Genomic DNA, 14,506 nt, shown 5'->3' with positions numbered 1-14,506 from the left:
AACTCCTCTTTTCTATTCGATAACTACACAGAATACAATTCAAACGTACACTCCGCCCCATTTATCGTTCTCGCTGAGCTGCCTGAAGCCATAACCTTCAGATGTAGCCGATCCTCGGTCATCCATCCTGTATACACAACCTCATGCCCGCCGTCTGTTTTGAATTCCGGTCTGTGTTCGGACATCCGCCGCGCAAACGCCGCTAGCTGTCCGATGCCCCTGTGCTCCGCTTCTTGAACGGACACCGCCTCTACGGTAAGACCGATTCCTGCTCCCTGACAAACAACCAAATGACAGCCGGACTGTTCCCTAATATCATAAATAGTCCCGTCACTCAAATGAACGGCAAAATAAACATCATCTACTTTGCCGTACAAAGCTTCTGCCTCATACAACCATTCCCCTTCCGGTAGAACGCCAACAACTTCTCCGCCCCCATCATCAGCTGATTCCGGCAGCGGATAAACCGCAAGCACCACATTTTTGTGGTACAGCACCTCCATCCACTCGCTTTGGTGACGGGGATCGCCTCCAGAAGGATCATATCCCTCTCCCGGGTGAAAAAAATACAGCTGATTGGCCTTGCCGCCGGTGCGGACAGGGAGGCTGAACATCCAGCGCAGCTGCTCATTGTCGAACTCACGAACCCGCTCCCACAATCCGCCCGCCGCAAAATATGCCGTCACATAAGCATAAGAGTGCAGCTGCCTCATCTCGCCGTCAACCGATTTCATCATAGCCTTGCGCACTTCCGTCGGTTCGCCTCGATTGAGGGCTAGGCGCCGTTTAGCTTCCGGCGCTTCGTGGAACAGAAAACCGGCATACTCCGTGCGCGGCATCTCCTCCGGGAGGCTGAAATCACCGAACTGCACATAGTCGTGAAGCACATTGGCATCCCTCGGCGCATCATGCGGCCATCCCCTGGAGCGGGCTCCTACCCAAGCCCCTTTCAAATAATAGGCCGTGCGCAGGCTCCACAGCTCATCCAACAGTTCATTAAGCTCCCGCTTCAATTCCGGCTCCTCCGCTAATTCCAGCGCACAGGTGAACGCCTGTGTCCAATGCCAGAACCACGGCAGGCACCCATACTCAGCCATACCTTCCCGGCGGAGCAGACTCAGAGTATCCCGAAGACTTTGTTTTCCGTCTTCCAGAAGTTCCGTATCGCGAAAGAGCTGGCCGAATATTAACTTGGCCGCTGTATATTTAGCCTCATGATGATTGCACACGGTGAGCGGCTTGCGAAAAAAACCTCCGTGGTAGATGTGTTCCAGCGCAGCCTCAAACTCCGCCGCCAAGCTCTCGCTCATCTCACTTTCAAACTTACGATGGAACAAAACCATCAAGCTCCCCATCAATTCTACCGGCAGCGCATGCGGACTCGCCTCTTCCGGCTTCGGCCCAAGGTTCAGCGGCCAGTGTCCGTACATTGGACTCTTCGCGTCCCTGTTCTGCAGCCGAAGCACACGACCCAGAACCTCCTCTGCCATCCCCTTGCCTTCCCGCCGGTTGAACCGCGGATCATTCTCAAAGTCTACCGAAGCAGCAAACAGATAGGAGGCATAATAGAAGTTATCACGCACATCCCTATGAAACCACAGTCCGCTGGATTGCAAAGGCTGTCTCCATGCTTGTTCCGCAACGTTCTGGACAATCCGGTTCATTCTATCTTTATAATCGTTCATGTGTTCTCCTTTCCCAATCCGATAGGTAAAGCTGCGTCCCAACATAATGTAAAATTAAAACGAACATAAAGAAACATCATTTGAACCTATATAAACATTAAATACCTAAATAAACAAAAAAGGAAGCTATATTTCAGAACCCATGCCATCATTTATCTTATTTGCAGCAAAAACCCAACCAGAGAGATTCTCTGACCGGGCTCGTTGAACTTGGTGAACCGTACGATATCGGTGTCTTTATGGACTATTTGTCTTCTCCGTCCTGTACGAAATTGAGCACAGCTTCGTCCACCGCCGCGGTCTGTCCGAGGTCCGGTTGATCCGACAGTTCTACTTCGCAAGATTCGGGACGGCCATGCAGTTCGAAAAGAACCAGTTCGTTGTTCCCTTTACGCAATAAAGGGCCGGGAATATACAATGCCTTTTGCGGCCCCGCCTTCCAGTACCGGCCGAGATTGAAGCCATTGATCCAGGCAACACCCTTAGTCCAGCCATCAAAGCGAAGAAACGTATCGCCGATGTCCTCCACCTCAAAGCAGCCGCGGTAAAATCCTGGCAGGCCCGCGTTTACTGACTCCGGCATGGACAGCTCTTCTTGCTCCGCCTGCCCTTCATCCATAACCGGTTTATAAGAGAGTGAGGCCAGCATTTCGGGCTCCAGCGGCAGGGGCCGGATCGTCCAATCATACAGGAACTGGTTATCGATTCTCACACCTTCCGTGATTCCCTTGGGATCACGGATAAGCGGCCCATAATTGATCCGGCCCATGTTCTCGACGAGAATATCCAGCCTTGCTCCGTTTGCGGGAACGGTAATATCGAGCGGCTCTGAATTCCAACGTTCAATCACGCCGAGCGGCCGACCGTCCAGAAATACCTGGGCGCGATCTCGGACCTCCTGGATATGCAGCTGCTGTCCTTGCCGCGGTCCCTGAAGAAAGGTGCTGTACAATATAAAGCCATAGGACTGTCCGAATTTTTCCATCGGCTGGATGCATACGCTTTTTATCGGTTCTGAGAGATGCTGTAGATTGGCTTCCGTAAATAGACCGGCCATTTCAGACAAAGCAACCTTTCCGTAGGCTGCCTTAGGAACGGTCTCCGGGAAGACACCACCTGGCGCAAAACCATGCTTGCTGAGGACCGACCGTACCGCCTCATATTTCTCTGTCTTATCCCCCCATTCCGTCAAAGGGGCATCATAATCATAACTTGTCGTTGTTGGCTCATATGCCTGGATGTGATTCGCTCCACTGTAAAAGCCGAAGTTGGTTCCACCATGGAACATATACATATTGATCGAGGAGCCCTTCTGGAGCATTTCATCCAGTACGCCGGCGACATCCGCCGCATCCCGCACATGATGGTCCTCCATCCAGTGATCAAACCAGCCGTTCCAGAATTCCATGACCATCAGCGGCTCTTCCGTTCGATATTCCCGGTATTTGCGGAAGGATTCTTCTACCCTGGAACCGAAATTCACAGTCGCATGCACATCGTCAAGTGACCCGCCTAGCAGCATTTCGTCGGTTGGTCCGTCGGAGGTAAAGAGAAGCACATCAACGCCCCGCCGGACCAGCCCTGCGCGCAAATACTCCAGATAGGCGTGATCGTTGCCATAACTACCGTATTCATTTTCGACCTGCACGGCCAGAATCGGCCCGCCGTTTGTGGACAGCAGAGGAACCAGTCTCGGGATCAGCTCATCGTAATAATGATCCACCTTGCTCAAATAGAGCGGGTCACTGCAACGAAGCTGGACTTCTCCATAACCTAGCAGCCAGCCCGGCAAACCTCCAAATTCCCACTCCGCACAGATAAACGGGCTTGGTCTGACAATAACGTGAAGGTCTAATTTCCCGGCTAATTCGATAAACGATACGACGTCGGCCATACCGCTAAAGTTAAATTTCCCTTCTTTGGGTTCGTGCACATTCCAGGCGATATATGTTTCAACGGTATTAAAGCCGCAGGCCTTTAATTTTAATAGCCTGTCCTCCCAATATTCAGGAACGACACGGAAATAGTGAATCGCCCCCGATATAATCCGGTACGGCTGCCCGTTCAACAAGTATTGTCCGTTCTCCCAAGTGAGCATTCCCATTACAGATCCCCTCCACCTCATGTTTAAAACCCCAAATTTATTGCCCGCAGCGATAAACCGCTATATTTTTGATTTTCGGACTTGCTGCATATTGCAGTACCCGTAAACGCACCTTGTCGGCAGATACTGGAGAGAACGCATCGATTTTTTTGTGACCGATCGCGCTGCCGCGTGTAAGCTCAAGCCACTCTCCATCGATGAGGGCTTCCAGCACATATTGACTTACCCGTTCTCCGTAAGCAATGTCCTCCATGACAACAACATGATCGATCACGCATGCTCCAGGAAGGGGGAACTCAACGACCTCACCCGATCCCGAGCTTTCAGCCAGGGCATGACCAAACCGACGCTCGATCTCTCTGCCAAATGCCAGCAGCCGCTTTACATCGGCTTCCGGGAGCAGCCCTCGATGGTCTGGAGCGACATTAAGCAGCAAGGTCGCCCCATGTCCGACCGATCGATAATAGATTTCCATTAACTGATCAACGGACAACAACAAGTGTTCTTCGTCTGGATGCCAGAACCAGCGGTCTTTGCGAATGGGAACATCACATTCCGCAGGTACCCAGCCGGGCGTCTCCGGCAGCCACTTCAGCGATTCTTCGCTGAACATGCTGCCCCGCGAAGAATCGGCCGTGTTCCAGCAAGGATACGGAGCTACACCATCCTCATTGCCGACCCAACGGATCGTCGGCGCGCCCATATTAAACACCATGGCGCTGGGCTGATACCTTTTAACGAGATCCATGATTCGGGGCCAGTCATATTCGCGGCCTTCCGACCCCGCACCGTCAAACCATATTTCTACCAGCGGACCATAGCCGGTTAAGAGCTCCTCCAATTGTTTGCAGTAAAAGTCATCATATTTCTGCGGGTCGGCATAACATGGCTCATGCCTGTCCCAAGGGGATACATAAATACCGAATCCGATCCCCTCTTCCCGGCAAGCATCTGCGCATTCTTTTACGACATCGCCCAGCCCATCCTTCCACGGGCTCGAGGCTACCGAGTAATCCGTTGTCGCCGTCGGCCACAGGCAAAAGCCGTCATGGTGCTTGGCCGTCAATATGAAATAACGGAATCCCGCTTCCTTCGCGGATCGGACCCACTGTTTGGCATCCAGGCGGTCCGGATTAAACAAAGCCGGAGCATCCCTCCCTTCCCCCCATTCCTGGTCACAGAACGTATTGATTCCAAAATGGCAGAACATCCCGAGCTCCATGTCTTGCCAGACTAACTGCTCTGGGGTCGGCAAAGCCGCAAGATCATCCGTATGCTGCTTCAAATCATCATTCATCTGTATTCACTCCCTCACATGAGTTTTGCTTCAGTATGAAACTTAGATCCAATAGATTAAATGACATGGTTCATTATCTTTTTAAAACAATCTGATAGGTCTCTCCCCCCTCAGCCGCAAACGTATATTGATAACCCAAGCCTGAGCTTAGGCATGTTATAGGTACAGGAACATGCGTGGAATCAAGTATTACAAGCTGCTGCCCGCTAAATAAAACACAATCCCGGAAATTCTCCGAATAAATCTCAGCCGCTTCAAGCTTGCCTTCTTTCCAGCAAATATTTACGGTATAACCGCCCCTAGCACGCAGTCCCTTCACCGAACCACTTGCCCATGAGGACGGCAGAGCAGGAAGCAAACGAACTTCGCCGCCATGGGATTGCAGCAACATCTCCTGGATCGCGGCCGCTCCGCCGAAATTGGCATCAATTTGAAAAGGGGGATGGTCACCGAACAAATTCGGATGTACGGCCTTGACCAGCAGCTCGCGAAGACTGTCATGTGCTTTCTCTCCCTCGCCAAGTCTGGACCAGAAATTCGTGATCCACGCTTGACTCCAACCGGTATGTCCTCCGCCATTCTTCAAGCGCCGTTCCAGCGTTGCCTTGGCAGCCTCTCCTAACGCGGGCATTTGATGGGGGATAATCTGTTCTCCCGGGTGCAGAGCGAATAAATGTGAGATATGGCGATGACCCGGCTCAAACTCTTCATAATCAACAGCCCATTCCATGACCTGTCCGTATCGGCCGATTTGAGGCTGAGGAAGTTTCGCCCGCGCACCACTCCATTGTCTACTCCACTCCTCATCCAGCTCCAGGATCTCCGCTGCTTCAATACAGGCGGTAAATAACGCATATAAAATTTGTGAATCCATCGAAGGACCAGAGCATAAGGAACCGATCTGTCCTTTCTCGTTAATATAGCTGTTCTCCGGTGAGAGCGAAGGCGAAGTAACCATATAGCCGTTCTCATCAAAAACAAGAAAATCAAGAAAGAACAAGGAAGCCTCCTTCAGAACTGGATAAGCCCGTTCACGCAGGAATGACTCTGACAGGCTATAGCGGTAATGCTCCCATAAATGAAGTGCCAGCCATGCCCCGCCCATCGGCCAGAAAATAGCGGGTGTCCATGCTCCAAACAAGCCGCTCTCTGCCCACAGATTTGAAGAAGTGTGCGCCGTAAAACCTCTCGCCCCATACAGAGATTTCGCGGTCTTCCGCCCGTTGATGACCAAACGATCGATAAAATCGAACAAAGGCTCGTGACATTCTGGCAAATTACCTGTCTCGGCAATCCAATAGTTCATCTGCAAATTAATGTTCAGATGATAATCACTCTCCCAGGGTGGCGTGAAACTTTCATTCCAGATTCCCTGCAAATTGGCAGGTAAACTCCCCGGTCTCGAGCTTGCCATCAGTAAATACCGGCCATATTGGTAGAACAACGCCTCAAGCCCAGGATCATTAACCCCTTGCCGATAAAGCTGTAGTCTCTCCGAAGTAGGTTTATCAACAAGTGCATCTTCTGCCTCTGAAGCGCTCTCGTCCGTTACCGGAGTTATCCATGTATCAGCCGCTTCGATTTCCAGACTTACTCGCTCAAATAAAGCGCAATGATCAGCAATATGCGCTTCCAGCAATGAGCCATATGGCAGCAATATAGCGGATTCCACTTGTCGCAGCGCCTCCCGGTAAGGCTCATCACAGCGGAACGATGTTTGAGCGGCGAGCAGCAAAGTAACGACATCCGCAGACTGGATATTGAGGTAATTGCCAACCGTTTGACATTTGCCGCCAATCGTATAAGCATGAAGTACTGCCGCGTAATTAACACCATCCGGCCCACATATGCCCTCCATCGCCAATGTACGTTCATTTTCTCGCTTTATGTTTCCATCGAAGGGTCGCCTGCTTAACCGGGCTGATACATGAATAGCTGCAGGTTCCGATGCGGAAATACGAACGACCAGCACTTGATGAACAGCGCTAGCAAAGACTTCTCGATCATAGAGAATGCCGTTGTCTTCCCAGCTTACGGAAGCAACGCCCGTCCTCAGATTCAGCTCCCGCCTGTAATGATTAACTTTTGACGTGCCGGATTTGAACTGAAGCAGCAGCTCCCCCAACGGTTGGTAAGGTCCAAAGTATTGCGGAGCATTCGTAAAATGTGTAAGCGCCAGCTGCTCCCCCTCTTGCAGCTCCCCACAGCGAAGAAGAGATCTGATATCATCCAGCTTTTCTAACGCCTCTGGATTGTCATGCTGTTTCGGTCCGCCATACCAGACGGAATCTTCATTCAAACCGATCCGCTCCGTGGAGACACCACCAAATACCATCGCTCCGAGTCTCCCGTTGCCGATGGGAAAAGCCTCCGTCCAGAGCTGTGCAGGCCGTCGTTCTACAAGCTTTCTATTATCGTTGATCATCGCTTTGCTCCTATTTTTGAATATCACAATAGAATAAGGGCTGCCTCAGATGTATGATCACTGAAGACAGCCCTTCCAATCCATAGCTAAGCATCAACCTTGCGGTTTTTGTCAAGGCCCGATTATTTAACTAAGCCTTTTTCGTTGATGATCTTCGTTGCTTCGTCAACCATCCATTTCTGCACTTCATCAATCGGCTCATTACTGAGCATGAATTTCGCAAAGCCGTCATCAATGATCTTGGTCAATTCCGAGGTAGCCGTCATCATGACTTTGGCTGCATCCAGATACTGGATATCATCGCTGAACAGCGTATATTTCAAGGAATCCATGTCGTACTTATCCTCTTTACCGGCAACCAGCTTCGTCAGTAATTCTTCGTTATTCGCCTTCTTGTAGCCAGAGAACTCAAGTCTGTTGTCTGAATCGGCTGTTGTCATGAATCTCATAAGCTTGAAAGAAGCTTCCTTGTTGGCGGAATTGGCGCCCATCGCCAGCATGCTGCCGCTCGTGAAGTATTTGCCTTCATACTCTTTAGGTTCCCAGCCAGCAGGAGGCACAGGTACAGGAGCAAAGGCTGTTTTGAAATCATGTGGATATTGCTCTGTGTTGCCTGGATCCGCTATCGTAAAGTTGCCTGTAAGAATCATAGCGGCTTCTTCATTGAAAAATTCAGTACGGTAGTTCAGCTTCGCGGCAAGCACGTCACTGTAAGGTTTGGCCGACTTGTCCGTCTCCTCCATATCTTTGCGGAGCTGGAAGAAATACTTGTAAGTCGGATCGGAGAGAATGGTCGTTCCGTCCTCGTATACGAACGGATCTTTCATCATGGTTTGCGCCGGAGCATTCATATAAAGCTCCCACGTGTGGAAGTAAGACCCATAACGCTTGTCAACGCCTTCGCCCTTGGTCAGCTTTTTGGAGTATTCGCGGTAATCATCCCACGTCCAGCCGAATTTCGGAACTTCAAGTCCCGCTTCATCCAGAGCATCCTTGTTGAGCATCACATAGTTCATGCTCTTGGTGTACTGCATGCCATAATACTTGTCATCTACCTTGGCATTTACGAAGTACTCGTCTTCCGGAACCAGACTTTCATGCTCATAGAACTCGTTCAGGGGAGCAAGAGCTCCGCGTGTAGCCCGTTCGAGAACTCCGCCCAAGCTTGGGAATTGAATAACGTCGATCGCTTCACCGGAAGAAATCAGGAAATCAAGCTTTTTCAACATTTCCACGGAATCGCCGGGAACCAGAACCACGTGTTCGACCTTGATATTCGGATTCTGGTCCATAAATTCCTGGAGCATGGCGTCCGTACCCGCCTGTTGGGCTTCGTTATCCCAGTTGTAATACTTGACGGTAACCTGCTTGTCCGTCTGACCGTTTCCGGCGTTTTTGCTGTCACCGGTTTCTGATCCGGACTTCCCGCAGCCGCTTAATACCAGGATGCTCGCCAGGATCGTGCTAAGAATGACGGATAATCTGTGTTTGCTTTTTTTCTTCATCTTACTTCCCCCTGCACAGATAAATTAGTTGTCGTGCTGTTTTCATGTTCATTATAGGCACCAGCAAGGCCGATCAAGTGCAAAATTTTGAGGTTCTAGGATTACATTTTTGACTTTCCGCAAACTTCTGATTTTTGACTTTAGACATAGTATCAACCTTTTACCCCGCCTAAAGCAATGCCGTTTATGACCTGCTTTTGCAAAGCAATGAACACAATGACCAGCGGAATGATCGCCGATACCGCCGCCATCATCATAATGGCATAGTTGTTGGTGTAGTCATCACGGAACAGCGTCATACCCAGCGGAATCGTGTATAAGTCCTTGTCCAGCAGGAAGATCAGCGGATTCTGGTAATCGTTCCAGGTCCAAATGAACTTAATAATCGCTACCGTAGCAAGCACAGGCTTGCACAGCGGAACCATAATGGAAGCAAATGTCCGCAGATGACCCGCTCCGTCAATTCTGGCCGCTTCCAAATACTCATCGCTGATCCCGATCATAAATTGTCGCAGCAGGAACGTGAAATAGATCGAGAACATACTCATGAAAATGATGGCCGCATGCGTATTGTAGAGACCAAACCAGCGAATCAGCAGAAATCGCGGAATCAGCGTCGCCTGATCCGGAATGATCATGAACGAGAGCAAGGCCATAAAGACCAGATTCCGTCCTTTGAATCGAATCTTCGTCAGCGCATAAGCTGCCATGGACGAGATAATCAGCGTGATTAAGGTCGTAATAATCGCTATTTTAAAAGAGTTAAAATAGAAATCATAGAAGGGAACTCTTCCCATCCAGACCATCTTGAAATTGTACGCCAGATTCACCTTTTCCGGTATCCATTGAATCGGGAATCGCATAACATCCTTCTCATATTTAAAAGCCGCGGAAATCATCCAGATGAGCGGAACGAGAAACACGATGGACAATGCCCCCATGAAAAGGGTGATTACCACTTTGGACATGTTTTTTCGAAGCAGCTGCATGTACATTCCTCTCCCTCCTTATTCTTCATTTCTCATTTTCCAGGTGAGCGCGGTAATCAGACCGATTATCGCGAACAGCAGCCAGGAAATAGCCGAAGCGTATCCCATATTGTAGTATTTAAAGCCTTCCTCATAGATGCGGAATACCAGCACGGTAGAAGAATTGTTCGGGCCGCCTTCCGTTAAAAAGGCAATGATGTCAAACACTTTAAACGAGCCAATCAGCATCGTAATCAACAGGAAGAAGGTCGTCGGACGGAGCATCGGAACCGTGATCGCAAAAAACTTTTTAATCGCACTGGCACCGTCAATATCCGCCGCTTCGTAAATTTCATTCGAAATGTTCGTGAGCCCCGCCATATAGATAATGATCGTGTAACCCAGGCCCGCCCAGGAACTGATAATCGAAATCGCCAAGAGCGACGTTTTCGGATCGACCAGCCATTTCGGCGGACTGCTGATCCCGAGTTCCATCAGAAACTGGTTGATCGGCCCCAGCGATGGATGGAATAATGCGCTCCACACCGCCGCAACTGCGATGATCGATGAGATATAAGGAATAAAGAATGCAACTTTAAAATAACTCTTGAAGAACACGCTGTTGTGAATCAATACCGAAAGCACCAGAGCGATCGCAATCGGGATCGGCACTGTAAGAACCATATAAATCAAATTGTTCTTTATCGCTTGAATAATGGTCGGATCATGGAACATCTTGATGTAATTATCCAGTCCGGTAAACTCAATACCCTTGACGCCCGACAGCATATCCCAATCGGATAAACTCAAATACAAAGAAAATCCAAGGGCGAATACGTTTAATAGCAGCATCCCGACAATCTCCGGGGCCAGAAACAGCCACCCGATCAAAGCCTCTTTCCGTTTGGGAGTCCAAAACTTCCGCCGGCTCTTGGGCACTGGTTGTTGTACAGCCTCCATGTAGCATCACCTCAACAATTTGTAAGTTGTCATTATAGTAATACATCCGCCATCGGCAAGAAGGAGGGATTATGACCAGCCCTGTGCAAGATTTTGACCTAAAAAATGCCCCACAAAGTGGAGCCCATGCCTCGATGCTGATTCTAAAAACTTAAAAAAACCGCCCTTGTCGGGCGGCTTACTGCCGTATATGTTAATTGGGCTGTATCGGTCCTCTTATTTTCGCGCGGTGTACTTCGCTTTATATTCGCTGGGCGTGGTCCCCACGTATTTTTTAAACACCTTTGAAAAATACGTCCGATCCGAATAACCTAATCCCATGGCCAGTGACTCCAGATTTTGTCCGGACATTCTGAGCATTTTGGTGGCCATCTTCATTTTGTATTGATGCACGTAATCCGTGAAGGTCAACCCCGTCATCCGTTTGAAATATCGCGAAAAATAGCTCGGATTCAGAAACAAATAGCGTGCCATGTCGATCGACGTGATGTTATCGTCAAGATGCTGATCGATATATTGCTGGATCACCTGCAGCTTCGGCTCATTCGGGGAGCTTCCCATTCCCGTATGCCGGGTTCCGATCATCTGGGTCAGCTTTCTCTCCACCAATTCCATCATATCCTCCAGGGTGCGAGCCAGAGCAAGATAGGCGAACAGATCCTCATCGAATTTCAGACTGGAAAACATCAACTCGATACCGCGAAGCATGGAGGATAGATCCCTGGTAAAGTCGCCCGGATCAATCGACAGCTCTTTTGCGGTCCCGGCGATCTTCTGCAGCGTGGCGCGTATACCATCTAGATCCTGCTTGATAAGCATCCGTTCCAGCTCTGGAACATAACCGTCAAGAAACCCCTGAGGTGCGGCTTGAAACCACCGCGCCCTTATTTGCGAAACTTCGGATATCGTATAGTCGGTATTTTCGTAGAACTCGCACTTGCCATGAAGGATTTCCTGATAGATGGAGCCAATCGAGCTTAATTCCATTTTGTCCGTTACCGTGGTAACGCTCGGTTGAATTTTAAGAAAGTGGACGCACTGATAACGCAGCCGCTGCAAATAATTATGCAGATGCAAGCTGGCATTCTGTGCGAGATTCACCCTAAAGTTATGCAGAATCACAATGTTCCCCTGCTCCATGAACGGCGTAATTCCTTCATACGATTCGGACAATTCCATCGCGATATTGTAGACAGCGTATAAAATCAGCGGAAATTCCGTTTGCCTGAAACGCTTGTCAAAGCTGGAAAGCTGAATGCTGACCAGCCCCAACATAAACCACGGATAAGTCCATGAGATGCCGATCTGCGAAGCGTAAGCCAACGTGGCCTCGGACGGCGAGCCCTTGATCACCCTTTGCAGTAAATCCTGCCGAAAGAGCTGGCTGTTGTAACTCGCCGCCTCGCGATGAATCAGACCGGCCCGAGTCTTTAACAAGTTCATGGATTTGCCAAGGCTCTGTTCCAGCTGCTCAGCTGTAAGCTGATCTTTGATCAAATAATCATCCGCTTGCAGTTTTACGGCTTGCTGGGCATAATGAAAATCCTCATGACAGGTCAGGAAGATAATCCGAACCTCCGGCTTCATGCGAATAAAATGGTCCGCCAGCTCCATGCCGTTTTTCTGCGGCAGTCCGATATCCGTAATGACAATGTCCGGCCGGACTTCCTCAAACATATGCAGCGCTTTCGCGCTGGAATACGTACTGCCGGCAATCTGCAGATTGTTTGCCTCCCAGTCAATCATCTGTTGCAGTACCTTGAGCATAGGAACATCATCGTCAATGAGCATTACTCTATACATCATTCTTCCTCTCCCTCCGGTAAAAAACCATGATGATGACTTAGGGGCAAGTACAGTGAAACTGACATGCCTCCCTGCGGAAGGTTGGCGAGTGTCAAACTTGCTTCCTGTCCAAAGGTCAATCGGAGTCTTTGGACCACATTCATAAGACCTACTCTCTCATAAGCCCCATCCTGCTCGCCGCTTGCTGTTCCCAGCCTACGGTTCAGACATTGGAGCATTTCTTCTTCGGCCCCGGAGCCGTTGTTTGCAATCTCAATTATGATTCCGTCCGGGTGGCTTCGGGAACGGATCTCGATGCGTGGAGTCTGATGATCGACAAGCCCGTGGACGATGGCATTCTCAACGACAGGCTGCAAAATAAGTTTCGGCAAAATGAGCCCTTCGGTTTCCGGATCCAGATCAACCTTTAAATGAAGCGGGATTTCATTGCGGATTTTCATAATGTCGACATAATGGCCGAGCAGCTTGCATTCCTCGCGTAAAGTGGCAGGCTCATTGACCTTGAGATAGGCTCGGAGCAAACTCATCAGTGAATCTATAATTCCGCTGTGAAGCGTATCCTTCGTCAAGATCAGGCTGCATTTGATCGAATTCAGCGTGTTAATCAAAAAATGAGGACGAATTTGCATAAACAAGGCTTCGAGCTCCATCACCCGCTTCTGTTCCTGCTCCTGTTCGATATCGTGAATCAGCCGCTGTAATTGATCGAGCATCGTATTCAGCGTCTGCCCCAATTCGGCGATATCATCCTTCCCCTTGACCTCCAGTCTGACATCCAGGTTTCCCATTCCGAACTGGCGAACAACCCGCTGCAGCTTGAGAATCGGACTGTGCAGCCTTTTGGCGATCAGGATGGACATCCCGGAGAAAACGAGAAACAGCAGAAGAACCCCTGCAAGACCGGTATAAAAAGTCCGGGATATCTGCCCCGACCACTCTTTTTCCGAAGCCTCATAGGACAGCTTCCAGTGCGATTTCAAAATGGTCCTGTCCGTTCGGACACTGCCCTTAGTCTCCGTATGATGCGGGATCAGCCCCGAATCGCCTGCGATGAATTCCCCGGCTGTATCAAAGAGCGCCACCTTGCCAAAGTCGACCGTACCGAGCAGCCTGTTGAAGTACGAATCGGAAATGGCGCTGAGCAGAACGGACACTTGCCTCTTCTCGCGGCTGTCATAGATGACCCTGGCGATATAGTAACTTTTCCCCTTTCCTGCCGAGTCGCCGCCCGCCATCCCAAGCCATTGCAGGCTTTCCGGTTTATTGAGATCGACGCGCTCCATGAGCTTGTCGACACTTCCGTTAATGGCGGTTAAATCCTCCGTACCGGAAGAGATGACGAAATGCTGACGGTTGACCAAGTACATGCGGACGTTATTGTTCAGCGGCTTGGAGTTAATCAGGGAAAATACATCCTGAATTTGTCTAAAATGCACATAATCCTGATAAGTAGCCAGCCGTGTTGTGTCTGCAAATGACTTCAAGATATTGCGCACATTCGTATCGTTCACGATAAAATGGGAAGCAAACGTGACATCGTCAATGGTCTTGCTCAGCTCATCCGTCATGACGTTCAGGACATTCTCGTTGCTGAGCTGCAGCTTCTCTACCATCGTATCCCGGATCAGAACAAACGAAATGATAGAAACCGCAATCAGCGGAATAAAGATCAGCAAAAGAAACGACAGCTGGATGCGTTTGTAGTAGGTAAATTTAAACATTTTTCTCTGCGCCTCTCTTATGCTCTTGTCCTCTT

The 14,506-nt window shown here is 49.7% G+C and carries 9 protein-coding genes; all 9 read right to left on the bottom strand.

The window, feature by feature from the left end; all coding sequences use genetic code 11:
- Positions 1 to 23: 23 nt before the first annotated feature.
- The 9 genes from OHJ21_RS05655 to OHJ21_RS05615 all read right to left on the bottom strand — a co-directional run bounded on the left by OHJ21_RS05655 (position 24) and on the right by OHJ21_RS05615 (position 14,471).
- Positions 24 to 1,685 (bottom strand): hypothetical protein, encoded by a 1,662-nt coding sequence (locus OHJ21_RS05655; RefSeq protein WP_486019483.1) that lies wholly within the window; start codon positions 1,683 to 1,685, stop codon positions 24 to 26.
- Between the two features lie 244 nt (positions 1,686 to 1,929).
- Entirely contained in the window at positions 1,930 to 3,789 is a 1,860-nt protein-coding gene (locus OHJ21_RS05650; protein ID WP_486019482.1) for a glycoside hydrolase family 35 protein, read from the bottom strand.
- Positions 3,790 to 3,826: 37 nt separating this feature from the next.
- The gene (locus OHJ21_RS05645) at positions 3,827 to 5,086 is read right to left on the bottom strand and encodes an alpha-L-fucosidase (protein ID WP_486019481.1); all 1,260 of its coding nucleotides are present in this window, start codon (positions 5,084 to 5,086) and stop codon (positions 3,827 to 3,829) included.
- A gap of 73 nt (positions 5,087 to 5,159) precedes the next feature.
- Positions 5,160 to 7,511, bottom strand: coding sequence for a glycoside hydrolase family 95 protein (locus tag OHJ21_RS05640; RefSeq protein ID WP_486019480.1), 2,352 nt, complete (start codon positions 7,509 to 7,511; stop codon positions 5,160 to 5,162).
- A gap of 122 nt (positions 7,512 to 7,633) precedes the next feature.
- Positions 7,634 to 9,016: an ABC transporter substrate-binding protein gene (locus OHJ21_RS05635; protein ID WP_486019479.1), complete on the bottom strand. Its 1,383-nt coding sequence runs from the start codon at positions 9,014 to 9,016 to the stop codon at positions 7,634 to 7,636.
- Positions 9,017 to 9,168: 152 nt separating this feature from the next.
- Complete coding sequence (locus OHJ21_RS05630) at positions 9,169 to 10,005, bottom strand: carbohydrate ABC transporter permease (RefSeq protein ID WP_164817335.1); 837 nt, start codon at positions 10,003 to 10,005, stop codon at positions 9,169 to 9,171.
- A gap of 18 nt (positions 10,006 to 10,023) precedes the next feature.
- Entirely contained in the window at positions 10,024 to 10,944 is a 921-nt protein-coding gene (locus OHJ21_RS05625; RefSeq protein WP_100536724.1) for a carbohydrate ABC transporter permease, read from the bottom strand.
- Positions 10,945 to 11,160: 216 nt separating this feature from the next.
- On the bottom strand, positions 11,161 to 12,750 hold the full coding sequence (locus OHJ21_RS05620; RefSeq protein ID WP_394056408.1) for a response regulator transcription factor: 1,590 nt from the start codon (positions 12,748 to 12,750) through the stop codon (positions 11,161 to 11,163).
- A complete protein-coding gene (locus OHJ21_RS05615) occupies positions 12,747 to 14,471 on the bottom strand; it encodes a sensor histidine kinase (RefSeq protein WP_486019478.1) in 1,725 nt (574 codons plus the stop codon). The genes OHJ21_RS05620 and OHJ21_RS05615 overlap by 4 nt, the downstream gene beginning before the upstream one ends.
- Between the last annotated feature and the right edge of the window lie 35 nt (positions 14,472 to 14,506).

Origin of the sequence: Virgibacillus sp. LDC1, from assembly GCF_025792345.1 — a bacterium.
GTDB lineage: Bacteria > Bacillota > Bacilli > Paenibacillales > Paenibacillaceae > Paenibacillus_AQ > Paenibacillus_AQ lautus.
The sequence above is the reverse complement of the archived record's forward strand: the minus strand, read 5'-3'. Positions and strand labels throughout refer to the sequence as shown.

Bases quoted from the DNA above. Each gene is read 5' to 3' on its own strand.
- OHJ21_RS05635 (WP_486019479.1), bottom strand. From the start codon at position 9,016: ATGAAGAAAAAAAGCAAACACAGATTATCCGTCATTCTTAGCACGATC.
- OHJ21_RS05640 (WP_486019480.1), bottom strand. From the start codon at position 7,511: ATGATCAACGATAATAGAAAGCTTGTAGAACGACGGCCTGCACAGCTC.
- OHJ21_RS05650 (WP_486019482.1), bottom strand. From the start codon at position 3,789: ATGGGAATGCTCACTTGGGAGAACGGACAATACTTGTTGAACGGGCAG.
- OHJ21_RS05625 (WP_100536724.1), bottom strand. From the start codon at position 10,944: ATGGAGGCTGTACAACAACCAGTGCCCAAGAGCCGGCGGAAGTTTTGG.
- OHJ21_RS05620 (WP_394056408.1), bottom strand. From the start codon at position 12,750: ATGATGTATAGAGTAATGCTCATTGACGATGATGTTCCTATGCTCAAG.
- OHJ21_RS05615 (WP_486019478.1), bottom strand. From the start codon at position 14,471: ATGTTTAAATTTACCTACTACAAACGCATCCAGCTGTCGTTTCTTTTG.
- OHJ21_RS05630 (WP_164817335.1), bottom strand. From the start codon at position 10,005: ATGCAGCTGCTTCGAAAAAACATGTCCAAAGTGGTAATCACCCTTTTC.
- OHJ21_RS05655 (WP_486019483.1), bottom strand. From the start codon at position 1,685: ATGAACGATTATAAAGATAGAATGAACCGGATTGTCCAGAACGTTGCG.
- OHJ21_RS05645 (WP_486019481.1), bottom strand. From the start codon at position 5,086: ATGAATGATGATTTGAAGCAGCATACGGATGATCTTGCGGCTTTGCCG.